We start from the raw sequence: 26,464 nt of genomic DNA on the forward strand, positions 1-26,464 counted from the left end.
ATATAATTGAATTTATTTCTTATTAATAATTAATAGTGACATTTACCACATTCTAATCCACCCATTTGAGCAGCAGTAAGGTTTTCTACACCATACTTTTTAGATAATTGCTCGTGGATTTTTGTGTAATAAGCATTGTCTTTAACTTTTACATTGGTCTCTCTGTGACAGTTAATACACCATCCCATTGTTAATGGTGCATGCTGACTCATAATTTCCATTTCTTCAACAGGACCATGACATGTTTGACACTCTACACCTGCAACAGTTACGTGTTGCGAGTGGTTAAAGTATGCAAAGTCTGGTAAGTTGTGTATTCTTATCCATTTAACTGGAGAAGTTTCTCCTGTATATTTTTGTTCAGCATCATCCCAACCAACAGCAGCGTAAAGCTTTTTGATTTCTGCATTGTAATCAACTCCATATTCAGCTAAACCTTCTTGTTGGGTCTCTGGCGCTACTTCGTAAATTGATTTATGACAATTCATACAAACGTTTAACGAAGGAATACCAGAATGCTTACTAACTCTTGCTGAAGAGTGACAATATTTACAATCTATACCATTTTCTCCAGCGTGAATACGGTGAGAATAGTGAATTGGCTGTACCGGCTCGTAACCTTGATTAACACCAACTTGCATAAAGTAACCGTAGACAAAATATGCCGAAGCTAACAACAACACAATTACACTTACCAATACTAAAAATTGATTTTGAATAAATGCTTTCCAAATCGGTGTGCGTTTTGTAGATTCTAGCTCAACTCCTTTTGCTTCAGCAAAGCGACGTAATGTTTTGTTTACTAAAAATAATGCGATTGCTAATAAAGCAAACAACAAACCTAAAGCACCTAAAATAATATCGTTTGAAATACCACCTTCTACTTGAGCTGTTCCTGTTTCTGCTCCAGGAGTTGGCGCTGGTGGCGGAGCTGCTTCTGTAGCAGTGTATGCTAAGATATTATCTATATCTGCATTAGATAATTGAGGAAATGGAGTCATTGCTGCACCACCATACTCTTCATAGATTTTATTAGCATAAGCATCTCCAGACTTAATCATTGATGGACTATTCTTAATCCAAGTGTATAACCACTCTCTATCTAAGCCTTCTTCTTCAGAAAGACGCTGCTCTACATTACGTAGCGCCGGACCGGTCATTTTCTTATCAAGCTTATGACAAGCCGCACAATTAGCATTAAACAATGATTTTCCTGCTACAGGATCGCCATCTTGAGCGAAAAGCGAGGTAGAAAAAGTTAGTAAAAAAATTAAGCTTAAACGAAGGGAATTAATGCCTAACTTACGGTGAATCACCTGTTTCATATTATATATTGAATTTACTTCTTGACTTTGGTATGATTTTTTCATCTATATTTTACAAACACAGTTATAAAATGCGCTATGCAAAAGTAATATTTAAAGTCGATTTTAGAAATGTTAGCGAACTGTTAATTGGTAATTTAGAGTAATTCTAAATAATAAATTAACTAATAAATAAGTTTATAAAATTTACATTTGCATTAAACAAAGATAAAAATGAATAAAATTAATACCTTAAAAACCTTATTGTTAACAACTGTTATTATTCTATTTAGTAATGAAATATTTGCTCAAAATGGAAACATTACCGTTAATGAAGACGATAAATTGACTAAAGTTATCGAGATTAAAAAAGATCTAAATAAGGAGAATACAGATTTTAATAAATATAAAATTCAGATTTTCTCAGGCTCATTAACAGCAGCTGAAAAAGAGAAATCAAAATTCATAAATTCTTATGAAAAATGGCCTTGTGAGTTAGTTTATGAAACGCCAAATTACAAGGTATGGATAGGTCGTTTTAGAAGCAGATTAGAGGCTGATAGAGCGCTTATTGAGATTCAAAAGAAATTCCCTTCAGCATTCATTTTTAAACCTAAAAAAGACAAAGATTAAGGCTGTTTTTTAACTAAAATAAAAAAGCGATTCTAAAGATATTAGAATCGCTTTTTTTTATGATTTAAGTTAAAATTACTTTAACTTCTTTTTTACTTCTACTTCATGGAATGCTTCTATAACATCTCCAATTTGAATGTCGTTATAGTTTTTAATCTGAAGTCCACAATCGTATCCTTTAGACACTTCTTTAACATCATCTTTAAAGCGTTTTAGAGAAGCTAATTCGCCTGTATGAACCACAACTCCATCTCTAATAATTCTAACCTGAGATGATCTTAAGATTTTACCATTAGTTACCATACATCCTGCAATTGTACCAACTTTAGATACTTTAAACAGTTCTCTAATTTCTACAGTACCTGTAACTTCTTCTTTAACTTCTGGAGATAACATACCTTCCATAGCGTCTTTAAGATCGTTAATAGCGTCATAGATGATAGAGTATGTTCTGATATCTACTTCTTCTTGATCTGCAATTGTTCTTGCATTACCAACTGGACGAACATTAAATCCGATAATGATGGCATCTGAAGCTGATGCTAATAACACATCACTTTCTGTAATTGCACCGACACCTTTGTGTAAGATTTTAACTTGAATTTCTTCAGTTGAAAGCTTTTGGAATGAGTCTGTTAATGCTTCTACAGAACCATCCACATCTCCTTTAAGAATGATATTTAACTCTTTAAATGTTCCTAAGGCAATACGACGACCAATTTCATCTAATGTTAATGTCTTAGTTGTTCTTACATCTTGCTCACGTTGTAATTGCATACGCTTGTTTGCAATTTGTTTAGCTTCACGTTCGTCTTCAAAGACATTAAACTTATCACCTGCTTGTGGTGCGCCATCTAATCCTAAGATTGATACTGGTGTTGATGGCCCAGCAACTTCTACATCATGACCTCTTTCGTCATGCATTGCTTTAATCTTACCACTATGTTTACCAGCTAATACGTAATCTCCAATTCTTAATGTACCTGCTTGTACTAAAACGGTTGCGACATAACCACGTCCTTTATCTAAGAACGCTTCTACAATTGTACCAACTGCAGGTTTATTTGGATTTGCTTTAAGCTCTAATAATTCTGCTTCAAGCAATACTTTTTCTAATAAATCTTTTACTCCTGTTCCTACTTTTGCAGAGATATCGTGAGACTGAATTTTTCCTCCCCAATCTTCTACAAGTAAGTTCATGTTTGCTAAACCTTCTTTAATCTTGTCTGGATTAGCTGTAGGTTTATCTATTTTGTTAATTGCGAAAACAATTGGTACTCCTGCAGCTTGTGCGTGAGCAATTGCTTCTTTTGTTTGAGGCATAATATCGTCATCAGCAGCTGCTACAATTATTGCAATATCTGTAACTTGTGCACCACGAGCACGCATTGCTGTAAAGGCTTCGTGACCTGGTGTATCTAAAAAGGCTATTTTTTGTCCATTTTCGAGCTCTACACTATATGCTCCAATGTGCTGAGTAATTCCTCCTGATTCTCCTGCTATTACATTTTCTTTACGAATGTAATCTAATAAAGATGTTTTACCGTGATCTACGTGACCCATAACAGTTACGATTGGTGCACGAGATTTTAAATCTTCCGGTTTATCTTCTACTTCTTCAATAGACTCTTCTATATCTGCAGTTACAAATTCTACTTCATAACCAAATTCTTCTGCTACAATAGTTAATGTTTCAGCGTCTAAACGCTGATTCATTGTTACCATCATACCAAGAGACATACATGCTGAGATAATAGATGTTACAGGTACATCCATCATTGTAGCAACTTCGCTTGCTGTAACAAACTCTGTTACTTTAAGAATTTTACTATCTGCTTGTTCTGCTTGTAAGTCTTTTTCGGTTTTTTCTCTGTGCTGCTCTCTTTTTTCTCTTCTATATTTAGCACCTTTACCCTTGTTAGACTTTCCTTGAAGTTTTTCTAAGGTTTCGCGGATTTGCTTTTGTACTTCTTCTTCGCTTGGTTCTTCTTTTACAGGAGCGCTTTTACGTCCTTTTTTACCTTTAAACCTGCTGTCTTTTTTATTATTGTTATTATTATTTCTGTTATTACCAGAGTTGTTGTTATCTCCAGGTTTAGAAATACGTCTTCTTTTCTTTTTGTTTGAAGAATCGTTAGATTTTTTATCGTCTTTCTTTTTCTTAGGCTTATTGAATTGAGAAAGATCTATTTTATCTCCAGCTATTTTTGGACCAGAAAGCTTTTTATATTGGGTCTTTATAGTTTCTTCTGCTGGTTCTGATTTTACTTCTTCAGCTTTTGTCTCTTCAGTTTTTGGCTGTTCTTTTTTAGGCTCTTGTTTATTTTCAGCTTCAACTTTAGACTTTTCTATTTTAGGAGCAGCAACATCTTCCTTTTTAGAAACTTCTTTTGAGACTTTTTCTTCTTTTGGCTTAGGCGCTTCTTTGGCTTTTTCTACGGTTGGCTTTTCTTCTTTTTTAGCCTTTTTACCTTGGTCTAAGTCGATTTTACCGACAGTTTTAGGACCAGAAAGTGTTTTTGAAGCCTTAACAACTTCTTGCTCTTTTTTAAGAGCTTCTTCTTTTGCTGCTTTTGCTGCTTTTTCTGCCTCTTCTGCTTTCTGCTTTGCCTCTAATTCTTTTTCGCGCTTTAGCCTAAGTTCTTCTTTTTCTTTATTCTTTTCTTCATTTACTTTTTGAGACTTGATTTTTTTATTTGCATCTGTCTCAAATTCGTCAGAAAGAATATTGTAAGTGTCTTGCGAAATTTTTGTAGTAGGACGCTTCTCTATTTCGATACCTTTAGAATCCAAGAATTCTACAGCACGATCTAAAGAGATGTTAAGCTCGCGTAATACTTTATTTAATCTAATTGTTTCAGCCATAAATTGCCTTTAACCTTGTTTTTTTTCAAATATATGTTAATCTTCGAATTCTTCCTTAAGAATTCTGATAACATCTAAAATTGTTTCTTCTTCTAGGTCTGTTCTTTTTATTAAATCTTCTACGTCTTGTTCTAGTACACTTTTTGCTGTATCCAGACCTACTTTAGAGAATTCGTCTATGATCCACTCTTCGATTTCGTCCGAGAATTCTCTTAATTCTACATCTTCTTCTGCACCTTCACGTAACACATCAATTTCATATCCTGTTAATTGACCTGCTAGACGTATATTGTGTCCACCTCTACCGATTGCTTTACTTACTTCTTCTGGTTTTAAGATGGCTTCTGCTCTTTTATTTTCTTCATCTATTTTGATAGATGTTACTCTTGCTGGGCTTAATGCACGCGTAATATACAACTGTAAATTGTTTGTATAGTTAATTACGTCTATATTTTCGTTTCCTAACTCGCGTACAATTCCGTGAATACGAGATCCTTTCATACCAACACAAGCTCCAACAGGATCTATTCTATCATCATAAGAATCTACTGCTACTTTTGCTTTTTCACCTGGTATTCTTACTACGTTTTTAATTGTGATTAATCCGTCAAATACTTCAGGGATTTCTGATTCAAATAATTTTTCTAAGAACTTTGGCGATGTTCTTGACATGATAATTGCAGGCTTGTTCCCTTTTAACTCTACACTATCAATAATACCTCTTACATTATCTCCTTTTCTGAAGAAATCTGATGGTATTTGTCTGTCTTTTGGAAGGATAATTTCATTTCCCTCATCGTCTAATAAAATTACAGCTCTGTGACGTATGTGGTGCACTTCTGCAGTATATAAATCGCCTTCTAATTCTTTAAATTGCTTATAGAGGTTTGTATTATCGTGCTCGTGAATTTTTGAAATTAAGTTTTGGCGTAATGCTAAAATTGCACGACGACCAAGATCTATTAATTTTACTTCTTCAGATACATCTTCACCTACTTCAAAATCAGGTTCTATTTTACGAGCTTCGGATAATGAAATTTCTTGATTTGGTTCTTCTACTTCTCCATCTGCAACAACTATTCTATTTCTCCAAATTTCTAAATCTCCTTTATCTGGGTTTATAATTATATCAAAATTATCGTCATCTCCAAATTTCTTCTTTAATGCATTTCTAAACACATCTTCTAAAATAGCCATTAGTGTAACACGATCTATTAACTTATCGTCTTTGAATTCTGAGAAAGATTCAATTAATGCTATATTCTCCATAACTCTATTACTGAATTAAAATTTTATAATCACTTTAGCCTCTAAAACGTCTTTAAAAGCAATATTTTCTTTTTTTTGAACTGTTACTTTGCCTTTACCAACTGGTTTAGGCTCTCTCGCTTTCCACTCTAAAGTTATTCCGTCATCTGATACAGATGTTAACTTTCCTTCAAACTTACCGTTTTCGGTCTTAACTTCAAGTGTTCTTCCTTCATGTTTAGCAAATTGTCTTGGTAATTTAAACGGTGCTGCTGCGCCTGCTGACATTACATCTAAAGAAAAGTCATATTCTTCTCGATCTATGTTATGCTCTATTGCACGACTAATATAAATACAATCCTCTACAGTAACGCCTTTATCTCCATCTATTATAATTTTAATAGCGTTATCATTAGACATTTTAAAATCTATCAAAAATAAATCTTGACGTTCTTCTAATGCTTTGTTTAATAAATTCTTGACTATATCTGTAAACATGTGTAAGTATAAAAAGAGGGGACATTTCCGTCCCCTCAATTAATCTTTTTTCTTTCAACGCTGCAAATATACACATTTTTATTGATTTACATAATATTTTGATTATCAATTTTTATTCATAAATTTATAAGACTATCCACCTAAAAAAACATCTTTTTTATGAAAAAAATATTAGTACCAACAGATTTTTCTAACGAAGCTGAAAATGCTGTAAAAGTGGCTGCAGAATTAGCTAAGAAGCATAATTTTGAAATTGTATTATTACATATGCTAGATTTACCTATACAACAACTTAATACTGGAAGCGCTCCTGCAGATTTACCTGAGGCTATGTACTTTATGAAACTTGCACACAAGCAGTTTGAAGATGTTTTAAAAAAAGATTACCTAAGAGATATTACTGTTACTGAAACTGTAGATTTTCATGACATCACTAAGGGTATTCTTGAAACTTGCGAAAAAGAATCTATAGATCTTATTGTAATGGGATCGCATGGCGCAGAAGGATTAAAAGAGCTCTTTATTGGATCTAATGCAGAAAAAGTAGTAAGACACTCTAAAACACCTGTTTTAGTTATTAAAAACAGGCATGAACATTTTGACATTAAAGAGTTTGTGTTTGCTTCAGATTTCAAAAATGACAATAAAGAAACTTATAGCCAAGCGGTTAAGCTAGCCCAACTTTTTGATGCTAAGATTCACCTTCTATATGTAAATACACCTAGTAATTTTGTCACTACTGCTACTTCAAAAGTTAGAATTTTTGACTTTATTGAAGGACAAAACTATAACAACTACACTATTAATATTTACAATGACGAAACTGTAGAAAAAGGCATTTTAAACTTTTCTAAAATTATAAACGCAGACTTAATTGGCATTAGCACTCACGGTAGACAAGGTATAGCTCACTTTTTTAACGGAAGTATTAGTGAAGATTTAGTTAATCACGCAAACAGACCTGTAATCACATTTAAGATTTAATCTACTAAATACCTTAAAATAAAAAAGCTTCCTAAAATTAGGAAGCTTTTTTTGTTGGCCTACTAGGGCTCGAACCTAGACTCTTCTGGACCAAAACCAGACGTGTTGCCAGTTACACCATAGGCCAATAACCTTATTGAGCGTGCAAATTTAAAACATTCTTTTATTTGTACAAATATTTTTTAAAGAAATTATCAATAAAAACTTAACGTTAACTTAAAAACCTTACTTATAACATAATAATTACTAAATTCGCCCACGTAAATAAAACAAAACATATGATGTCCTTAAGTTTTAAAAAATGGAATCTAATTTTAGGTTGGTTCGCTTTTTTAATTGCATTAATTACTTATTCTTTAACTGTAGAACCTACAGTTAGTTTTTGGGATGCTGGAGAATATATTTTAACTGCTTCTAAATTACAAGTTGGTCATCCACCAGGAGCACCTTTATATCAAATGCTTGGTGCTGTATTTTCTGTTTTTGCTTTAAACCCAGATCAAATTGGACTTTTAATGAATATGATGAGCGCCGTATCTAGTGCTTTTACCATTTTATTCATGTTTTGGACTATTGTTTTAATTTTAGAAAAAATTTTAGGAGAAGGCAAAACTCTTAAAAGTGGTCAACAAATAGCTGTTTTAGGTAGCGCTTTAGTTGGATCTCTAACTTTTTCATTTACAGATTCATTCTGGTTTAATGCAGTAGAGACAGAAGTATATGCTATGGCTATACTTATAATGTCTATAATGTTTTATTTGGGCTTACGTTGGGAAAAAGACATGCACAAACCACGTGGCAATAGATGGCTAATCTTAATTGCATTTGTTATAGGTTTATCGTTTGGTATTCACTTTATGGGATTATTAACCATACCTGCTATTGGTCTAATTTATTATTTCAAAAATTATAAAAAAATAACTGTTAAGAATTTTATTATAGCTAATGTGGCTTCTGTAGCCGTTCTACTTTTTATATTCAAATTAATGTTTCCTAATGTACTTAGGTATTTCAGTGCTTTAGAGTTGTTTTTTGTAAATCAAATAGGTCTACCTTTTAATTCAGGTTCTATCATTGCTGGTATTTTACTTATAGCGGCTTTTTATTATGGATTAAAATATACTAGAGCTAAAAAACTTTATGATTTTAACACTGGTATTCTTTGCTTATTATTCATTTTAATAGGTTCTTCTTCCTGGTTAATGCTACCTATTAGAGCTAATGCTAATGTAGTAATTAACGAAAATAACCCTTCAAGCGCTAGGGAACTTTTAGCCTATTATAACTTAGAGCAATATCCAGAAACACATCTATTTTACGGACCTTTATTTACTGACCAATATTCTGGTTTAGATGAAAATGAACCATATGTTGACGACAAACCTAAATATGAAAAAGATGAAACTACAGGCAAATACATTATAGTTAACGATTACAAAAACGCTAAGCAAAACTACAACTCTAAACACGCTGCGGTATTACCTCGTATGTGGAGCGCAGAAAACGCAGAAAACTATATGCTTTTTACTGGTTTTTTAGATTTTAGAATAAAACCTGCTTACCAAGGAGAACCACGTTTAGAACAATCCATTTTAGACTTTAAAAATGATGTTGTTAAAGGGAGAATTGATTATGAAGATTACCATAATTTTTTAAAGCAATTTGGTCAATTTTTAGATGTAGAAAAACCTTCTTTTGGAGATAACCTTGCTTTCATGTTCGAGTACCAATTAGGTTACATGTATTGGCGTTACTTTATGTGGAATTTTGTTGGTAGACAAGATGATATACAAGGTAAACTAGACCAACACGGTAATTGGATTAGTGGCATTCAATTTATTGACGAACTTCATTTAGGTCAATCTCAAGACAATCTACCTAGTGATGTAAAAAATAACAAAGCAAGAAACACGTATTATTTCCTTCCATTTATATTAGGGTTAATTGGACTATTTTTTCTTTTTAATAAAGACAAAAAATTATTTTGGGTTATGCTAGTGTTTTTCTTGTTTACAGGAATTGCTATTCAAGTCTACACAAACGTAAGACCTTTTGAACCTAGAGAAAGAGACTATTCTGTAGTTGGTAGCTTTTACGTCTTTGCTATTTGGATTGGGTTTGGGGTATATGCCATCTTTGATATGCTAAAAAAATATCTTTCTGGTAAAATCTTAGCTCCAATTATAACTGTGCTTTGTTTAGTCTTAGTCCCATTAATTATGGCTACTCAAAATTGGGATGATCATGATCGTTCTGACAAGTACACTGCTTTAGCTATGGCTAAAAAATACCTAGATTCTTGTGATGAAAATGGTATTTTATTCTCAATTGGTGATAACGATACCTTTGCACTTTGGTATGCTCAAGAAATTGAAAAATATCGTACCGATGTGCGTGTTGTCAATACAAGTTTATTCCAAACAGATTGGTACATTGATCAAATGAAACGTCAAGCTTACGAAAGCGAGCCAATACCATCTGCTCTTACACATGACAAATACAAACATGGGACAAGAGACTATATAATGAAGCGCTTACGTACTAAAGATACATTAGCTATAAAGGAGTTTATGACCTTTATAACAAGTGACAATCCAAAAACTAAGTTAAAACACATAATGCAGCAAGAAGGAGATGATGTATATTCTTATCCAAGTCAATTAATTAACTCAAATTATTTCCCTGCAGAACATGTCCGTATTCCCGTAGACAAAAAAGAAGTAATTAAAAACGGAATTGTTAAAGCTAAAGATAGTGCCTTAATAGAAGATAATCTTTACATAACAATAGACGATAGTGCTATATATAAAAACAGATTACTAATGTTAGATATTGTAGCAAACAATAATTGGCAACGTCCAATCTACTTTACAGGTGGCGCATTTGGAGATGATGATTACATTTGGCTTAAAGATTACCTGCAATTAAACGGAATGGTTTACAAATTAGTACCAATAAAAACTCCTGTATCTAGAGCAAACCCATACGACATGGGACGCATTGACACAGATTTTATGTACAATAAAGTTGTAAATTGGGATTGGGGAAATAGTGGCGGAGACATCTATCATGACCCAGAAACACGAAAAAACTCGATCACTTATCGCGGTAACTTAGCTCGTTTAATAGAAGCTTTATTAAACGAAAACAAACTAGACAAAGCAGAAGAAGTTGCAGATATTGCTATGGAAAATATGCCTGTTGATAAATACGGATTCTACACGCTTTTAGAACCATACATTAGCACATATTATGAGGTAAATAATAAAGAAAAAGCAAGACAATTGTTTAAAGAGGTTGCAACAAAATACCAAGAATATTTAAGATACTATGGTAATTTAACGATAGAAAACCAAGAGTATAACTTTACAGAAATCCTAACTAACATCGAACGTTATAAGGCTTTAGTAGATGTTCTTAGAAGTTACGACAAAGAGTTTGCAGAGCAAGAAACAAAAGCTTTTAATAACTATCTTGATTTATTTAAGCACTTTTACGAAGAAGAACCTACAGCAAAACCAATGTCTGAAGAAGAGTTCTTAAAAGAATTTGATACTGTTTTAAAAGCTGAATAAATGTTAGCTTTTCCTGTAAAAATTCCAATAATAATTAAACGTCTTTTTCCTAAATACATATGGGAAAAGACGTTTTCTAATAAAACATTATACCTAACCTTTGATGATGGTCCAACTCCTGAAATTACAGAATGGACATTAAACACATTAAAACAATTTAATGCAAAAGCAACCTTCTTTTGTATAGGAGACAATGTAAAAAAATACCCAGATATACTTCATAAAATAAATCAAGAAGGTCACAGCATAGGCAATCATACTTTTAATCATATAAACGGTTGGATTAACAAAACCAACTCTTATGTCAACAACACAGAAAAAGCTCAAAACACTTTAGAAAAAGAGTTAGGTTTAGAATATTTTTCAACTAAAAAATTATTTAGACCGCCATACGGAAAGATTAAAAATAAGCAAGCTAGACAACTAATTAAAAAAGGCTACCAAATTGTAATGTGGTCTGTAATTAGTTATGACTGGAATATAAATTTAAGCGGCAAGGATTGCTTAAACAATGTTTTAAAACATACTAAAGATGGTAATATAATCGTGTTTCACGATAGTATTAAGGCTAAAAAAAAATTACAATACACGTTACCAAAAGTACTATCTTATTACTCTGATAGAGGCTACAGTTTCAAAAGTCTTTAAATAAACTGTTCTACAACATTAATTATAGAGTTTGCATCAAGCTGTCCTGTTTGCCTCCATTTCATCTCTCCATTTTTATAAATAATTAAGGTTGGTAAACCTTTAACTCGTAAAGCCTCAGACAGCTCTTTATTTTTATCCACATCTATCTTAATGACTCTTGCTTTATCTCCCAATGCAGCTGCAACATCCCTTAAGACCGCATGCATGTTTTTAGATGTTTCATCCCATTCTGTAAAAAAATCTAAAAGCACAGGAATTTCTACATCAATTAATTCTCCAAATTTTGACATTTGATTAAAGCTTTTGTATTAACGTATCTTTAAAAATAAAACATTTAGTTTAATTTAAGCCTCTTGAAGTCCTTTTTTAAGCTTAATAACCGTTATTTCTGGCCAAATACCTACTCGACCAGGAAAAGCCAAGTAACCAAATCCTCTATTTACGTTTATTATTTGTTTGTTTTGTTCATATAAACCAGCCCAATATTTATAACGCCATTTTGCTGGGCTCCATTTTATCCAACCTGGTATTTCTATTCCAAACTGCATACCATGTGTATGACCACTTAATGTTAAGTGATAGTGTAAAGGATGGGTGACAGCAACTTTTTCCCAGTGTGTTGGGTCATGAGACATTAAAATTTTAAAATCATCTTGATTTACGCCTTCAGAAGCTTTATCTAAATCTCCAACTTGCTTAAAACCTGCTCCCCAATTTTCAACACCTATCAAAGCTATTCTTTCTCCGTTTCGTTCTAAAAATCTATTTTCATTTTTCAACAAATCAAAACCCATTTCTTTTTGAATTTCAAAAAGATACTCTAAGTTTTCTTGCTTAGCAGTTTCGTTTGGCCAGTTCATATAATCTCCATAATCATGATTTCCTAAAACTGAAAATACACCATCTTTTGCTGATAATTTTGAAAAGGTGCTTTTCCATTGTTCCATCTCAGAAGCCTCATTATTAACCAAGTCTCCAGTAAATAATATCACATCAGATTGCTGTTTATTAATTAAATCTATTGCGTATTCTATTTTTTCTTTATTATCAAAGCTTCCAGAATGCACGTCACTAATTTGTGTGATTTGATAACCATCAAAAGCTTCTGGTAAATCTGGATATTCTAAAGTATAAGTTAACACTTTGTAATTATATCTTCCTTTATAAATTCCATAAAGCATGGATGCAAATGGTATTGCTGCAATACCTAAAGCTATTTGGCTTATAAATTTCCTTCTAGAAGGCAAATAAAAGGTTTCTTTATCTCCAAACACTTTTTGATATGCTCCGTATAAAATACGGATTACATCTTCTGTAAATAAAAAAGAAATCAGTACTACTTTTAAAGCAATAACAGTTAGAAAAAAACCTAAAGCATAACTCTTAGCTGGCGTAAGTACACGACCTTGGGTTGGTATTATAAATTGGTAAACTAAGTTTACTAATACCATTATTGTAAGCGCAAAAAACAAGAAATAAATCCATTTTTTACTTGTTAAAGTCTTTACCGATTGAAATGCATAAAAATTAAAAATTCCGTATAAAACTATTATTATAATCCAGCGTAACATATCTATAATTTTAACAAAATTACAGTCTTAAAAATCATATCTACTTTAATTTAAGGGAAGATTAACATTAATTACATTAGTCAAAAATTAAATTATTGCTAATAAGGTTTTAAAAAATCTAAGTAAAGCTGAGTTAAGTTTCGTAATTTTGATGTTCTTGTCTGTTTAAGCGCAGTCAAGAACTTTTTATAAGATTAAAATTCAAAACATGTCAGAACAAAAACGCCTCTTTTTAGTCGATGCTTACGCGCTTATTTTCCGTGGATATTATGCATTCATAAAAAACCCAAGAATTAACTCTAAAGGTGAAGATACTTCAGCAATTATGGGTTTTATGAACTCACTTTTAGATGTTATCAAACGCGAAAGACCAGACCATTTAGCGGTATGTTTTGATAAAGGCGGAAGTGTAGATCGTGTAGAAATGTACGAAGACTATAAAGCCAACCGTGATGAGACACCAGAAGGCATTCGTACTGCAATTCCTCATATTTGCAACATTTTGGAAGCTATGCATATTCCAATTATGGTAAAGGAAGGTTTTGAGGCAGATGATGTTATTGGGACACTTTCCCGTCAAGCGGAAAAAGAAGGTTACAAAACCTATATGGTCACGCCAGATAAGGATTTTGCACAATTAGTTACCGAAAATATTTTTATGTATCGCCCAAAATCGTTTGGTGGCGGATATGAAACTTGGGGAATTCCGGAAGTTCAGAAAAAATTTGAAGTCGAAAGACCAGAACAAGTCATTGACTTTTTAGGAATGATGGGCGACTCAAGCGATAACATCCCTGGTTTGCCTGGCGTTGGCGAAAAAACCGCTAAAAAATTCATCAAGCAATTTGGTAGCATGGAAGGACTTTTAGCCAACACAGACCAGCTAAAAGGTAAGATGAAAGAAAAGGTTGAAGCTAATGCAGAATTAGGAAGACTTTCAAAAGAATTAGCGCGAATTATGCTTGATGTTCCGGTGGAATTTAACGCTAAAGATTTCGAGTTAGATCATCCAGATATTGAAAAAGTAAAAGAAATTTTTCAAGAGTTAGAGTTTAGACGTCTTACAGACAATTTCATTAAAACGTTTACTTCAGAAAGCGATAATTCAGCTACAACAACGAAAACAGAAGAAAAACCTAAAGCGACATCTAGCTCAAATTCTAGTAATGCTGGTGCAGGACAATTCTCGTTATTTGGTGGCAGCGATGATAGTTCAAATTCTGAAACAAATACATCTTTCACAAGAAATACTGCCGAAAACACAAGTCACTTTTACCAAAGTGTTGCCAGCGGAATGGCAACAAAACTGTTTGTAAAAAACCTACTTAATCAAACTTCAGTGTGTTTTGATACCGAAACTACAGGCTTAAATCCGTTAACTGCAGAATTGGTTGGTATTGCGTTTTCTTGGGAAACTGGCAAAGGTTTCTATTTACCTTTTCCTGAAAATAAAGATGAAGCACAAGAATTAATTGAAGAATTACGTCCGTTTTTTGAAGCTGAAAACATTCAGAAAATCGGTCAGAATTTAAAATACGACATCAAGGTTTTAGCTAAATATAATATCGAAGTTAAAGGACCTTTATTCGACACCATGTTAGCGCACTATTTGATTAATCCAGACATGCGTCACAACATGGATGTGCTATCAGAAACCTATTTAAACTACTCGCCTATTTCCATTGAAACCTTGATTGGTAAAAAAGGTAAAAACCAATTATCAATGCGCGATGTACCATTAGATAAACAAACCGAGTATGCTGTAGAAGATGCCGATATCACTCTTCAACTTAAAGAACATTTTGAAAAAGAGTTAGGCGAAGCCAATACACAAAAATTGTTTGATGAGATTGAAATCCCGTTACTACGCGTGTTAGCTGCGATGGAATTAGAAGGTATCAACCTTGACAAAGACTTTTTAAACAGTTTATCAGAGCAATTAAATAGTGATATTGCCAACTTAGAAAAGAGCATTTACGAAGCTGCTGGCGAAGAATTCAACATTGCATCACCAAAGCAATTAGGTGTTATTTTATTTGAAAAAATGAAACTGGTAGACAAGCCAAAAAAGACCAAAACTGGTCAATATTCTACCGCAGAAGACGTGTTGAGTTACTTAGCAAAAGACCATGAAATCATCCAAAATATTCTTGATTTTAGAGGTTTATCAAAGCTAAAAAGCACCTATGTAGATGCCTTACCGCTTCAAGTTGAAGAAGCTACAGGTCGCGTACATACCGATTATATGCAAACCGTTGCTGCAACTGGTCGTTTAAGTAGTAATAATCCTAATTTACAGAACATTCCTATTCGTACTGAACGTGGAAGACAAGTACGAAAAGCATTTGTGCCTCGTAGCGAAGACTACACCTTATTAGCTGCCGATTATTCTCAAATTGAATTACGTATCATCGCAGCGTTAAGTGAAGAAGAAACGATGATTGAAGCCTTTAAACACGGTGAAGATATTCACGCCTCAACTGCTTCAAAAGTATTTAATGTTGCTATTGAAGACGTGACTAGAGAACAACGTAGCAATGCGAAAACAGTTAACTTCGGAATTATTTATGGTGTGTCGGCATTCGGTTTAAGTAACCAAACCGATTTATCACGTAGCGAAGCAAAAGAGCTAATCGATACCTATTATGAAACCTATCCAAAACTGAAAAACTACATCAGCAAACAAGTCGATTTTGCTCGCGATCATGGTTATGTGCAAACGGTTTTAGGCAGACGCAGATATTTAAAAGATATTAATTCTAGAAATGCGGTTGTTCGTGGCGCAGCAGAACGAAATGCGGTAAATGCGCCAATTCAAGGTAGTGCAGCAGATATCATTAAACTAGCAATGATTAATATTTACGAGAAATTAGAAGCTGGTAATTACAAAACCAAAATGCTTTTACAAGTACATGATGAATTAGTATTTGATGTGTACAAACCAGAACTAGATGAGATTTCAAAACTGATAAAAACTGAAATGGAAAATGCATTCACATTATCGGTACCATTAGATGTTGAAATTGGTCTTGGTGATAACTGGTTAGAAGCGCATTAAATTTAAAATTTCTATCGAATTTTGAAAATAGACAAATTCGTCATTGCTATTATAATTACCGTGATAGCGGCATACATTTATCCTGATTTGGGTAAAGATGAAAGTGCTCAAGTTTTAAACACTTTGAGTAGTATTGGTATATCGCTTATTTTCTTTTTCTACGGACTAAAATTAAGTCCGCAGCAAATTAAAATTGGCTTAAAAAACTGGAAACTACACGTCTTAATACAAGCGACAACATTTATTGTTTTTCCTTTAATTGTATTATCTGCATACCCTTTAATTACTGAAGATAACAAAGCACTTTGGCTAGCATTTATGTTTTTAGCAGCATTGCCTTCAACAGTGTCTTCGTCTGTAGTTATGGTATCTATTGCTAAAGGAAATATTCCTGCAGCTATATTTAATGCGAGTATTTCGGGATTAATTGGCGTGATACTTACACCGTTATGGATTGGTCTTTTTATGACGTCTACCGGAACAGATTATAGCTTAATCGAAGTCTATCAAAAGTTATTGTTAGAAATTTTAGCACCAGTTATTTTAGGTTTATTGTTACGACGCTTTTTAGGTGCTTTTGCGTTAAAACACAGTAAAAAAATTACGCTATTTGATAAAAGTGTGATTTTGTTGATTATCTACAAAAGCTTTTCTAAATCCTTTTTAGATCGCATTTTCGAAAATTTAAGTCCATTAAAATTACTAGCAGTTTTAGCTGTTGCCATCTTAATCTTTTGGATAGTATATTTCTTTATAGGATTTATTGCAAAACGGTTTCATTTTTCTATCGAAGACCGAATTACAGCACAGTTTTGCGGTACCAAAAAGTCTTTAGTTCACGGTACAGTATTTTCTAAAATACTATTTCAAAACGCTTCATTTTTAGGCATTATTTTATTACCAATTATGATGTTTCATGCGTTTCAAATTGTAGCAATAAGTGTGATTGCCGCTAAGCATGGAAGAAGGAATTTATAAAAAGCAAAAAAATTACTTTCGCTTTTTCTTCTTATACTTCACCTTATTTTTTCGTTGGTTAAAAGGTACAGCATCATTAAAGGTGTTTTTAGTTTTACCAGGTTTATTTTTACGCCATTTTTCATCTTTTTTAGGCAGTAAAACATCAAGTAAATCTTGTCTTCCTAATTTATTAAGCGTGTTTTTAATCCAAGCTTTGTTTTCATCTTTATACCAAAAGAAAAAACGGTGTTGTTCATCCTTTTCCTTTCTGGTTTTTGGTGTATTTACCTTTTTAAGCGTGTATGGATGGTAACCACTGTAATAAATCACCGTTGCAACTGTCATTGGTGTTGGCGTAAAACCTTGGACTTGCTCTAGCTGAAAGCCCATATCTTTAGTTTCAGCAGCAAGATTTGCCATATCTTCAACTTCGCAGGCAGGATGATTTGAGATGAAATACGGAATTAACTGTAAGTTCAGTTTATTCTTAATATTAATTTTATCAAAGCGTTCTTTAAACTTATGGAAGTAACTAAACGATGGTTTTCGCATTAATTTTAATACCGGATCACTAGTATGTTCTGGCGCTACTTTTAGTCGACCAGAAACGTGCTTGGTCATCACTTCTTCGGTATAATCGTCTAACTCTTTAGGATCTGCGTTTTTATTGAATTCTGGCACCAACATATCGTGTCTAATTCCAGAACCGATAAATGATTTTTTAACCTTCGGATGACTATCAACCGCTTGGTACAATTCGGTTAAAGGTTTATGAGACGTATCTAAATTGCTACAAATTACTGGCGAAATACAACTTGGCGCGACACATTTATCGCAAATAGATTGTACTTTTCCTTTCATTTGATACATATTCGCGCTTGGTCCGCCAATATCAGATAAATAGCCTTTAAAGTCTGGCATATTCGCCACTTTATCAACTTCTCTTAATATAGACTCTTTACTACGACTCGCTATAAATTTTCCTTGATGTGCCGAAATAGTACAAAAACTACATCCACCAAAACATCCACGATGAATATTTATAGACGTCTTTATCATCTCGTAAGCAGGAATCGGTCCACGCTTATTGTATTTTGGATGCGGTAAACGCGTGTATGGTAAATCGAAAGAGGCATCAATTTCGGCTTCCGTCATTGTAGGATAAGGCGGATTTATCATCAGTATCTTTTTACCTACTTTTTGGAAAATTCGTCTTGCGGCTAATTTATTAGACTCTTGCTCTATCACCTTAAAGTTAGACGCGTAAGCCTTTTTATCTTTTAAACAGGTTTCGTGTGAAGCTATTTCAACATCTTCCCAATTCTTGTTTTTTGGGATATCGTTTTCATCATTAATAAGAATCGCTGTTTGGTTAACTGTATTAATACTATTAAAAGGGACACCACGTTCTAGCAAACGCACAATTTCACGAAGTGGTTGTTCACCCATTCCGTATACCAACATGTCAGCTTTAGAGGTTTCTAAAATGGTTGGCATTAATTGGTCACTCCAATAATCGTAATGTGTGACACGACGTAATGAGCCTTCAATGCCACCAATTAAAACTGGTGTATCTGGCCATTTTTCTTTTAAAATTTTACTGTAAACGGTAGATGCATAATCTGGTCTAAAACCTATTTCGCCATTTGGCGTGTAGGCATCTTTATCACGACGCTTTTTGTTGGCGTTGTAGTTGCTAATCATAGGATCCATACAACCACCTGTAACACCGAAGAATAAACGTGGTTTACCTAACTTAACAAAATCCTGAAGATTATCCTTAACATTAGGTTGTGGCACGATAGCCACTCGTAAACCCATACTTTCTAACAAACGTCCAATTACTGCTGGACCAAACGTTGGATGATCTACATAGGCATCGCCGCTAAACAGGATAACATCTAGGTATTCCCATCCGCGAATTTTCACCTCTTTATTTGTGGTAGGCAACCAACTAGAAAGTCTTAATTCTTCTTGCATAACGCTGCAAAATTAATCAAAAATTAAACTATAATAGATTTTTTAAAAGGAATTATTAGTTATGATTACCCATACTCACTAAACAACATAACAACTCATTATGAGATAGTTACCAGTTTTTATCTTAATTTGTCTGTATGTAATTGCCTTAGTTTATTCAGTTTTGGATCTATGACATAGGTGCAATACCCATAATCTGGATTATTTTGATAAAATTCTTGGTGTTCTTTTTCAGCTTCATAAAAAATACCCATTGGACTTACTTCTGTAACTATTTGATTGTTATATAAAGGATTTAATTCTTCTAAAACACAATTAGCAATTTCCTTTTGTACGTCATTATAATAATAAATTACAGATCGATATTGCGTCCCGACATCTGCACCTTGTCTATTTAAAGTTGTAGGATCATGTGTTGTCATAAAGATTTCAAGAATTTCTTTATAACTAATAATATTAGCATCAAAAGTTACTTTAACCACTTCGGCATGACCTGTTAACCCAGAACAAATCTCGCGATAAGTTGGTTTGCCTGGCGCATTACCACCTGTATACCCAGAAATTACTTCTTCTACACCTTTTACATGATTAAAAACTGCTTCTGTACACCAAAAACATCCACCACCAACGGTAGCAACTTCTAACTTTTTTGTAGTCATTAAATTAACTTTCTCTATTAAGAATTAAAGATTCTGAATTTACACAATAACGCAAACCACTTGGTTCTGGACCATCTGGAAAAACATGTCCTAAATGTGCATCGCAAGTATTACACATAATTTCTACACGGATCATCCCAAAAGACGAATCTTTTTCATATTTGACAGCATTAGTTTGGATTGGCTGCGTAAAACTAGGCCAACCTGAACCTGAGCTAAATTTAATTGTAGAATCAAATAAAGGCGAATCACAGCACACACAATTATATTGTCCTGCCTCAAAAGCACTACATAACGCACCACTATGTGGCGCTTCGGTTCCTTTTAATCTTGTAATCCTATATTGATCTGGTGTTAATTGAGCTTTCCATTGCTCGTCTGTTTTCTCAACACGTGTATCTGGAGTTGGATTTCCGTTTACAGTAAAACTTATAATATCTTTCCAAGTTAGCATTGTTTTCTTTTTTCTATTAAATGTTATACATTAAGTCGTGTTAATAAAGCTATCCTTTCAACTTAAATAAAACACTAAAATAATATATTCTTAACTTCTTATAGTTAAAATGTTAGCTGTTTTTTTACTTGAAAAAAGAGCTAAAAAAAAGATATCAACAGAGTTATCAAATAAAAGTAAGCCCACTATTTGGTAATCAAATATATAATCGTAAATTTGCAAACTCTTTTTGAGAGAGGAATGTTTAATAAAAAATAATTAATAACGTGGACACATTAAGCTACAAAACGATTTCAGCAAACAAAGCTACTGTAGATAAGCAGTGGGTTTTAGTAGATGCTGAAGGTCAGACATTAGGTCGTTTAGCTTCTAAAGTTGCAAAACTTTTAAGAGGAAAACACAAGCCTAGCTTTACACCACATGTTGATTGCGGAGACAATGTAATTGTTGTTAATGCAGAAAAAATCAACTTAACAGGAAACAAGTGGAACGATAAGACTTACTTACGTCACACAGGTTACCCAGGTGGTCAAAGAAGTTTAACTGCTACTGAAATGTTTGGAAAAGATCCAGCAAGATTAGTAGAGAAATCAGTAAAAGGGATGTTACCTAAAAACAAATTAGGAGCAGACTTATTCCGTAATTTAACTGTTGTTGTTGGTACAGAGCACGCTCACGAAGCTCAAAAACCAAAAACAATTAACTTAAACGAATTCAAGTAATGGAAGTAATTCACAAAATTGGTCGTCGTAAGACCGCAGTTGCTCGTGTATACTTATCTAAAGGAGAAGGAAACATCACGATTAACAAAAAAGATTTAAATGACTACTTCACTACAGGTACATTACAGTACAAAGTAAAACAACCTTTAATGTTAACAGAAAATGAAGGTGACTTTGATATTAGAGTAAATGTATTTGGAGGTGGTATTACAGGACAAGCAGAAGCTGTACGTTTAGCAATCTCTCGTGCAATGTGCGAATTAGATGCTGAAAACAGAGGTATTCTTAAACCTGAAGGATTATTAACAAGAGACCCAAGAATGGTAGAGCGTAAAAAATTCGGTCAGAAGAAAGCTCGTAAGAAATTCCAGTTCTCTAAACGTTAATATTATTGCTAAAATTTTTAGCACAAAACAAAAAATTAAACTAGTTATTGTTGTACTTAGCCCAAAAGGCAAGTATAGTTTAGCATCTAAATAATTAAGGCGAATTTATTTTAATGACCACTTAATTATTGCTAATTCAACAGAACGTAAACTATTACAAAATGGCAGTAGAAGTAAAAGAATTACTTGAAGCAGGTGTACACTTTGGACACCTTACACGTAAGTGGGACCCAAACATGGCTCCTTACGTATACATGGAGCGTAATGGCATCCATATCATAAACTTATATAAAACAGCAGCTAAAATAGACGAAGCTGGTGCAGCGTTAGCAAAAATCGCAGCATCTGGTCGTAAAATTTTATTTGTTGCTACAAAAAAACAAGCTAAAGACATCGTATCAGAAAAAGCGGCAAGTATAAACATGCCTTACATTACTGAGAGATGGCCTGGTGGTATGTTAACAAACTTTGTTACTATCAGAAAAGCGATTAAAAAAATGGCTACTATTGATAGAATGAAGAAAGACGGAACATTTAATACGTTATCTAAAAAAGAACGTTTACAAGTTGACCGTTTAAGAGCTAAGTTAGAGAAAAACTTAGGATCTATCGTTGATATGACACGTTTACCAGGAGCTTTATTTGTTGTAGATATTAAGCGTGAGCACATTGCAATTAAAGAAGCACAAAAATTAAACATTCCTATCTTTGCTATGGTAGATACTAACTCTGATCCACGTGAGGTAGACTACGTAATACCAGCAAACGATGATGCTTCTAAATCTATTGATAAAATCTTAACGCACGTTACAGAAGCTATTACAGCAGGTCTTAACGAGCGTAAAGCAGAAAAAGCTGAGAAAGACGCTGCAAAAGCAGACAAAAAATCGGCTCCTAAAAAAGCAAAAGCTTCAAAAGAGGAAGAAGAATAAATTAACAATTTTCAAACATGAATAAGTCGTTTAGTTCTTTTCTTTACTGAAAATTAATTGAACGACTTTTTTTTAAATTATAACTTATTATGAGTGAAGTAAAAATTTCTGCAGCAGAAGTAAACAAGCTAAGAAAAGCTACTGGTGCAGGTATGATGGACTGTAAAAAAGCATTAGTAGAAGCTGGTGGAGACTTTGATCAAGCAATTGACGTTTTACGTAAAAAAGGTCAAAAAGTTGCTGAAAAAAGAGCAGATCGTGATTCTTCAGAAGGTGCTGCAATCGCTAAAGTAAACGATGATAACACAACTGGTGTTGCTATCGTATTAGGTTGCGAAACTGACTTTGTTGGTAAAAACGAATCTTTTGTTGCTTTAGCTAACGAAATGGCTGATAATGCTATCAACTTTGATAACAAAGAAGAATTTTTAGCTTCTGACTTTAATGGTATTTCAGTATCAGAAAAATTAGTAGAACAAACTGGTGTTATTGGTGAAAAATTAGACATCAATGCTTTTGAAAAAGTAAACGCACCTTACGTTGGTTCTTACGTACATATTAACAAAATTGCTGCTATCGTTGGTTTTTCTGCTGCTGTAGATAACGTAGAAACTTTAGCAAAAGACGTTGCTATGCAAATTGCATCTATGGGTGCATCAATCTTATCTTACAAAGATTTTGATCCAGCATACGTAGCTAGCGAAACTGAAGCAAGAATTGCTGCAATTGAAAAAGAAAACGAAGAGTTAGAACGTTTAGGAAAAACATTAAAAAATGTACCACAATACATTTCAATGTCACAATTAACTCCAGAAGTTTTAGCTCAAGCTGAAGAAGATGCTAAAGCACAATTAAAAGCTGAAGGTAAGCCAGAACAAATCTGGGATAAAATCTTACCAGGTAAAATGGAGCGTTTTATCTCTGATAACACAACTTTAGATCAAGAACAATGCTTATTAGATCAAAAGTTTATCAAAGACGAAAAAATGACTGTTGCAGAATACGTAAAATCTTATGGTGATGTTGAAATCACAGGATTTAAACGTGTAAGCGTAGGATAGTCTTTTATTGTAAACGCAATAAAACATAAATATAAAAAGCCATTACAACTTAGTAATGGCTTTTTTTAATGCCTTGAAGTCAAAAAAGACAAAACAAAAATTTTAATAATTTGATTTCAAAAAATTATGTAGCTTTGCTAAACTTTCAAAATTAAAATGAAATATAACCGAATTTTACTAAAACTATCTGGTGAAGCTCTTATGGGTAAGCGCCAATACGGTATAGATCCAGAACGATTAGCAGAATATGCAGAAGATATCAAACAACTAACCGACAAAGGTGTTGAAGTTGCCATAGTTATTGGTGGCGGTAATATCTTTAGAGGTGTTGCAGGAGCAAGTAATGGTATGGATCGTGTACAAGGTGACCATATGGGTATGCTTGCCACAGTAATAAACGGTTTAGCTTTACAAAGCGCTTTAGAAGACGCCAATGTAAAAACTAGACTTCAAACAGCCATCAAAATTAATGAAGTTGCCGAGCCTTTTATTAGAAGAAAAGCTTTAAGCCACTTAAGAAAAGGACGAGTTGTTATTTTTGGTGGAGGAACTGGTAACCCATACTTTACAACAGACTCTGCTGCAGTTTTAAGAGCAATCGAAATTGAAGCAGATGTCATTTTAAAAGGAACAAGAGTAGACGGAATTTATAATGCAGACCCAGAAAAAGATAAATCTGCAATAAAATTTGACCACATCACTTTTGATGATGTCATTAGACAAGGCTTAAAAGTAATGGATACTACAGCATTTACTTTAAGCCAAGAAAACAAATTACCAATCATAGTTTTTGATATGAACAAAAGAGGTAATTTGCTAAAAGTAGTTTCAGGAGAAAACATTGGAACAGAAGTTAATTTATAATTTTTATATATTTCAATTTTAAAAATTGGCTCAATTATTGAAAGAGCTTCGATAATAAATACATACTATGGAAGAAATTACATTTATTATAGATACTGCTAAAGAAGCAATGGATAAAGCAGTAAAACACTTAGAAAAACAATTTTTGAACATTCGCGCAGGTAAAGCTAGCCCTGCAATGTTAGGCAGTGTGATGGTTGATTATTATGGCTCTCAAACACCATTAAGTCAAGTTGCAAACGTAAATACACCAGACGGAAGAACCATTAGTGTTCAACCTTGGGAGAAAAATATGCTTCAAGAAATTGAAAAAGCAATTATGAATGCTAACCTTGGTTTTAACCCAATGAATAATGGTGATTTTATAATTATTAATGTACCGCCATTAACTGAAGAACGCAGACGTGATTTAGCAAAACAAGCAAAAGCTGAAGCAGAAGATGCTAAAATTGGTGTAAGAAACGCAAGAAAAGAAGCTAATAACGACATTAAAAAAACAGATGATGCTTCTGAAGATGTACAAAAAAATGCTGAGGCAGACGTACAAGATCTTACCGATAAATACGTTAAAAAAATTGACGAAATTTTAGCGATTAAGGAAAAAGAAATTATGACCGTTTAATGATTTAAGCGACTGTTAAAGTCGCTTTTTTTATTTCTTCTTTTTTAATATATTTTATTTTGGATCGTTTTTAGTTTGAATGTTAAAACACAAATACACTTCTACCTTATTTTTATGCACTACAATATTTTTGTTTAGTGTAAGTTTTGCGTTTTCTCAAACACCAAAAGATAGTACTGCTGCGGTTAATGATTCAATTAAAAAAGCCAACTTTTTAAACCGTTTAGGAAATGGTTTTTTCCCTACCAAATTTTTAGATATTGATCTAAGATACTTAGTCAAGTTTAACCAATACGAAGGATTAAGATCTGGACTTGGTGGACAGACAAGCAATGAATTTTCGGATAAATACCGAATTAATGCTTACTTAGTTTATGGTTTTGTAGATAAAAAATCTAAATATAGTATTGGTGGCGGTGTTAGAGTTGCTCCAAAAACCAATACATGGATTAACCTTTCATATACTGATGATTTACAAGAAACAGGAAGCACGCAATTTATTTTAGACAAACGCTTTTTTCAGTTTTTTGAGCCTCGATTATTAAACATAGACTTATTTCATAAGCACATCACTACAAAACTATCTGTTGAGCATGAAATTTCACCTAAATTATTAACCGAGACTCAATTTTCAACAAGTAATATTAGCCCAACTTACAGTTATAATTTTATTGCTAATAATTCTATCTACCATGCGTTTGAAGTATCACTTGCTAAGATAGCTTTTCAATATAATCCGTTTGATAAATTTGATGTAAAAGGTAACAAACAAACATTGGTTAAAAGTGGTTTTCCTAAATTTACTTTACAGTACACTAAAAGTTTTAAAGACGTCTTTGGTGCAGACTTTAACTTTTCTAAAGTAGATTTTAGAACAATTCAAAAGTTTAACCATAAGAATAATGCTAATACATTACTAACATTTACTGCTGGTTTTGCTCATGGTGATACGCCTTTAACTCATTTATACCATGCTTACCCAAATAATATCAGAAAAGAAACCATTTTGCAACGTTTTTCTGTAGCCGGCATAAATAGTTTTGAAACTATGTTTTTTAACGAGTTTTTCTCAGATAAGTTTACCACATTTATTGTAAAACATTATTTTGCTCCTTTTAAAATTACAGAACGTTACCAACCACAATTAGTTTTAATTTCTAGATATGCATTAGGTAATATGAGTAATATTGACAGGCATCAAAATCTTGATTTTAATACGCTTGACAAAGGTTACACAGAAACCGGATTTGAAATTAACAAATTGCTTTTTGGTTTTGGCTTAAGTGCTACTTACAGATATGGTGCCTATCACCTACCAAAAGAAGAAGATAATATTGCTGTCAAATTCACTTTCAATATTACTCTGTAAACTTATTTAAATACAAATCTGCTTTTAAACAATGTAAAGCTTTTAAAAATTATAAAGCAAACAATATT

General features: G+C 33.0%; 22 protein-coding genes and 1 tRNA gene. 13 read left to right on the forward strand and 10 right to left on the reverse strand.

The genetic code is table 11. The annotated features are described in order from the left end of the window. Window positions 1-29: 29 nt before the first annotated feature. Window positions 30-1,325, reverse strand: coding sequence for a c-type cytochrome (locus FHS04_RS08460; RefSeq protein WP_027879461.1), 1,296 nt, complete (start codon window positions 1,323-1,325; stop codon window positions 30-32). A gap of 213 nt (window positions 1,326-1,538) precedes the next feature. Between FHS04_RS08460 and FHS04_RS08465 the strand changes: the two genes are divergently transcribed. Further along, window positions 1,539-1,937: an SPOR domain-containing protein gene (locus tag FHS04_RS08465; RefSeq protein ID WP_106677447.1), complete on the forward strand. Its 399-nt coding sequence runs from the start codon at window positions 1,539-1,541 to the stop codon at window positions 1,935-1,937. Between the two features lie 75 nt (window positions 1,938-2,012). Here FHS04_RS08465 and infB read toward each other — a convergent pair whose 3' ends face one another. The 3 genes from infB to rimP are packed head-to-tail and all read right to left on the reverse strand — an operon-like array spanning window position 2,013 to window position 6,548. Continuing rightward, window positions 2,013-4,802: a translation initiation factor IF-2 gene (gene infB, locus FHS04_RS08470; RefSeq protein WP_183408372.1), complete on the reverse strand. Its 2,790-nt coding sequence runs from the start codon at window positions 4,800-4,802 to the stop codon at window positions 2,013-2,015. 36 nt (window positions 4,803-4,838) lie between these two features. After that, on the reverse strand, window positions 4,839-6,071 hold the full coding sequence (nusA, locus tag FHS04_RS08475; RefSeq protein ID WP_106677443.1) for a transcription termination factor NusA: 1,233 nt from the start codon (window positions 6,069-6,071) through the stop codon (window positions 4,839-4,841). Between the two features lie 15 nt (window positions 6,072-6,086). Next, complete coding sequence (gene rimP / locus FHS04_RS08480; RefSeq protein ID WP_106677441.1) at window positions 6,087-6,548, reverse strand: ribosome assembly cofactor RimP; 462 nt, start codon at window positions 6,546-6,548, stop codon at window positions 6,087-6,089. A gap of 159 nt (window positions 6,549-6,707) precedes the next feature. Between rimP and FHS04_RS08485 the strand changes: the two genes are divergently transcribed. Beyond that, the gene (locus tag FHS04_RS08485) at window positions 6,708-7,532 is read left to right on the forward strand and encodes a universal stress protein (protein ID WP_106677439.1); all 825 of its coding nucleotides are present in this window, start codon (window positions 6,708-6,710) and stop codon (window positions 7,530-7,532) included. Window positions 7,533-7,586: 54 nt separating this feature from the next. Here FHS04_RS08485 and FHS04_RS08490 read toward each other — a convergent pair. Further along, window positions 7,587-7,659 (reverse strand) — tRNA-Gln (locus tag FHS04_RS08490). Between the two features lie 151 nt (window positions 7,660-7,810). On the opposite strand from FHS04_RS08490, the gene FHS04_RS08495 reads away from it, so the two are divergent. Both FHS04_RS08495 and FHS04_RS08500 read left to right on the forward strand, forming a co-directional pair. Next, window positions 7,811-11,107, forward strand: coding sequence for a DUF2723 domain-containing protein (locus FHS04_RS08495; RefSeq protein ID WP_106677437.1), 3,297 nt, complete (start codon window positions 7,811-7,813; stop codon window positions 11,105-11,107). Further along, a complete protein-coding gene (locus tag FHS04_RS08500) occupies window positions 11,108-11,755 on the forward strand; it encodes a polysaccharide deacetylase family protein (RefSeq protein ID WP_106677435.1) in 648 nt (215 codons plus the stop codon). Here the strand turns inward: FHS04_RS08500 and FHS04_RS08505 are convergent. Beyond that, entirely contained in the window at window positions 11,752-12,048 is a 297-nt protein-coding gene (locus FHS04_RS08505) for a thioredoxin family protein (protein WP_106677433.1), read from the reverse strand. The genes FHS04_RS08500 and FHS04_RS08505 overlap by 4 nt on opposite strands. Before the next feature lie 54 nt (window positions 12,049-12,102). Next, window positions 12,103-13,329 (reverse strand): metallophosphoesterase, encoded by a 1,227-nt coding sequence (locus FHS04_RS08510; protein ID WP_106677430.1) that lies wholly within the window; start codon window positions 13,327-13,329, stop codon window positions 12,103-12,105. 208 nt (window positions 13,330-13,537) lie between these two features. Here FHS04_RS08510 and polA point away from each other — a divergent pair, with 208 nt between their 5' ends. Both polA and FHS04_RS08520 read left to right on the forward strand, forming a co-directional pair. Next, entirely contained in the window at window positions 13,538-16,387 is a 2,850-nt protein-coding gene (gene polA / locus FHS04_RS08515; protein ID WP_106677428.1) for a DNA polymerase I, read from the forward strand. Between the two features lie 21 nt (window positions 16,388-16,408). After that, on the forward strand, window positions 16,409-17,365 hold the full coding sequence (locus tag FHS04_RS08520; protein WP_106677426.1) for a bile acid:sodium symporter family protein: 957 nt from the start codon (window positions 16,409-16,411) through the stop codon (window positions 17,363-17,365). A gap of 12 nt (window positions 17,366-17,377) precedes the next feature. On the opposite strand, the gene FHS04_RS08525 is transcribed toward FHS04_RS08520, so the two are convergent. The 3 genes from FHS04_RS08525 to msrB form a co-directional block, all read right to left on the reverse strand. Further along, a complete protein-coding gene (locus tag FHS04_RS08525; RefSeq protein WP_106677424.1) occupies window positions 17,378-19,327 on the reverse strand; it encodes a YgiQ family radical SAM protein in 1,950 nt (649 codons plus the stop codon). A 119-nt stretch (window positions 19,328-19,446) separates the two neighbouring features. Further along, a complete protein-coding gene (gene msrA, locus FHS04_RS08530) occupies window positions 19,447-19,986 on the reverse strand; it encodes a peptide-methionine (S)-S-oxide reductase MsrA (protein ID WP_106677422.1) in 540 nt (179 codons plus the stop codon). Window positions 19,987-19,990: 4 nt separating this feature from the next. Further along, window positions 19,991-20,440 (reverse strand): peptide-methionine (R)-S-oxide reductase MsrB, encoded by a 450-nt coding sequence (msrB, locus tag FHS04_RS08535; protein ID WP_106677420.1) that lies wholly within the window; start codon window positions 20,438-20,440, stop codon window positions 19,991-19,993. Window positions 20,441-20,706: 266 nt separating this feature from the next. Here msrB and rplM point away from each other — a divergent pair, with 266 nt between their 5' ends. The 7 genes from rplM (at window position 20,707) to FHS04_RS08570 (ending at window position 26,396) form a co-directional block, all read left to right on the forward strand. Beyond that, on the forward strand, window positions 20,707-21,162 hold the full coding sequence (gene rplM, locus FHS04_RS08540; protein WP_027879477.1) for a 50S ribosomal protein L13: 456 nt from the start codon (window positions 20,707-20,709) through the stop codon (window positions 21,160-21,162). Continuing rightward, the gene (gene rpsI / locus FHS04_RS08545) at window positions 21,162-21,548 is read left to right on the forward strand and encodes a 30S ribosomal protein S9 (protein ID WP_027879478.1); all 387 of its coding nucleotides are present in this window, start codon (window positions 21,162-21,164) and stop codon (window positions 21,546-21,548) included. The genes rplM and rpsI overlap by 1 nt, the downstream gene beginning before the upstream one ends. 161 nt (window positions 21,549-21,709) lie before the next feature. Further along, window positions 21,710-22,480 (forward strand): 30S ribosomal protein S2, encoded by a 771-nt coding sequence (gene rpsB / locus FHS04_RS08550; protein ID WP_106677418.1) that lies wholly within the window; start codon window positions 21,710-21,712, stop codon window positions 22,478-22,480. An 89-nt stretch (window positions 22,481-22,569) separates the two neighbouring features. Continuing rightward, on the forward strand, window positions 22,570-23,541 hold the full coding sequence (gene tsf / locus FHS04_RS08555; protein ID WP_036227106.1) for a translation elongation factor Ts: 972 nt from the start codon (window positions 22,570-22,572) through the stop codon (window positions 23,539-23,541). Between the two features lie 156 nt (window positions 23,542-23,697). Further along, window positions 23,698-24,405: a UMP kinase gene (gene pyrH / locus FHS04_RS08560; RefSeq protein WP_106677416.1), complete on the forward strand. Its 708-nt coding sequence runs from the start codon at window positions 23,698-23,700 to the stop codon at window positions 24,403-24,405. A 67-nt stretch (window positions 24,406-24,472) separates the two neighbouring features. After that, on the forward strand, window positions 24,473-25,027 hold the full coding sequence (gene frr / locus FHS04_RS08565) for a ribosome recycling factor (protein ID WP_106677414.1): 555 nt from the start codon (window positions 24,473-24,475) through the stop codon (window positions 25,025-25,027). Window positions 25,028-25,106: 79 nt separating this feature from the next. Beyond that, window positions 25,107-26,396 carry a DUF5686 family protein gene (locus tag FHS04_RS08570; protein WP_219885239.1) on the forward strand — a complete coding sequence of 430 codons (1,290 nt, stop codon included), beginning with the start codon at window positions 25,107-25,109 and terminating at the stop codon, window positions 26,394-26,396. The last annotated feature ends 68 nt before the right edge of the window (window positions 26,397-26,464 follow it).

The sequence above is a fragment of the Mesoflavibacter zeaxanthinifaciens subsp. sabulilitoris genome (assembly GCF_014191595.1).
In the GTDB taxonomy this organism is placed as follows: domain Bacteria; phylum Bacteroidota; class Bacteroidia; order Flavobacteriales; family Flavobacteriaceae; genus Mesoflavibacter; species Mesoflavibacter zeaxanthinifaciens.

Coding starts and splice junctions, on each gene's coding strand:
- FHS04_RS08485 (WP_106677439.1), top strand. CDS start 6,708: ATGAAAAAAATATTAGTACCAACAGATTTTTCTAACGAAGCTGAAAAT.
- rpsB (WP_106677418.1), top strand. CDS start 21,710: ATGGCAGTAGAAGTAAAAGAATTACTTGAAGCAGGTGTACACTTTGGA.
- FHS04_RS08500 (WP_106677435.1), top strand. CDS start 11,108: ATGTTAGCTTTTCCTGTAAAAATTCCAATAATAATTAAACGTCTTTTT.
- FHS04_RS08460 (WP_027879461.1), bottom strand. CDS start 1,325: ATGAAACAGGTGATTCACCGTAAGTTAGGCATTAATTCCCTTCGTTTA.
- polA (WP_106677428.1), top strand. CDS start 13,538: ATGTCAGAACAAAAACGCCTCTTTTTAGTCGATGCTTACGCGCTTATT.
- msrB (WP_106677420.1), bottom strand. CDS start 20,440: ATGCTAACTTGGAAAGATATTATAAGTTTTACTGTAAACGGAAATCCA.
- FHS04_RS08495 (WP_106677437.1), top strand. CDS start 7,811: ATGATGTCCTTAAGTTTTAAAAAATGGAATCTAATTTTAGGTTGGTTC.
- FHS04_RS08570 (WP_219885239.1), top strand. CDS start 25,107: ATGTTAAAACACAAATACACTTCTACCTTATTTTTATGCACTACAATA.
- FHS04_RS08525 (WP_106677424.1), bottom strand. CDS start 19,327: ATGCAAGAAGAATTAAGACTTTCTAGTTGGTTGCCTACCACAAATAAA.
- rpsI (WP_027879478.1), top strand. CDS start 21,162: ATGGAAGTAATTCACAAAATTGGTCGTCGTAAGACCGCAGTTGCTCGT.
- frr (WP_106677414.1), top strand. CDS start 24,473: ATGGAAGAAATTACATTTATTATAGATACTGCTAAAGAAGCAATGGAT.
- FHS04_RS08465 (WP_106677447.1), top strand. CDS start 1,539: ATGAATAAAATTAATACCTTAAAAACCTTATTGTTAACAACTGTTATT.
- rimP (WP_106677441.1), bottom strand. CDS start 6,548: ATGTTTACAGATATAGTCAAGAATTTATTAAACAAAGCATTAGAAGAA.
- tsf (WP_036227106.1), top strand. CDS start 22,570: ATGAGTGAAGTAAAAATTTCTGCAGCAGAAGTAAACAAGCTAAGAAAA.
- infB (WP_183408372.1), bottom strand. CDS start 4,802: ATGGCTGAAACAATTAGATTAAATAAAGTATTACGCGAGCTTAACATC.
- FHS04_RS08510 (WP_106677430.1), bottom strand. CDS start 13,329: ATGTTACGCTGGATTATAATAATAGTTTTATACGGAATTTTTAATTTT.
- FHS04_RS08505 (WP_106677433.1), bottom strand. CDS start 12,048: ATGTCAAAATTTGGAGAATTAATTGATGTAGAAATTCCTGTGCTTTTA.
- msrA (WP_106677422.1), bottom strand. CDS start 19,986: ATGACTACAAAAAAGTTAGAAGTTGCTACCGTTGGTGGTGGATGTTTT.
- nusA (WP_106677443.1), bottom strand. CDS start 6,071: ATGGAGAATATAGCATTAATTGAATCTTTCTCAGAATTCAAAGACGAT.
- pyrH (WP_106677416.1), top strand. CDS start 23,698: ATGAAATATAACCGAATTTTACTAAAACTATCTGGTGAAGCTCTTATG.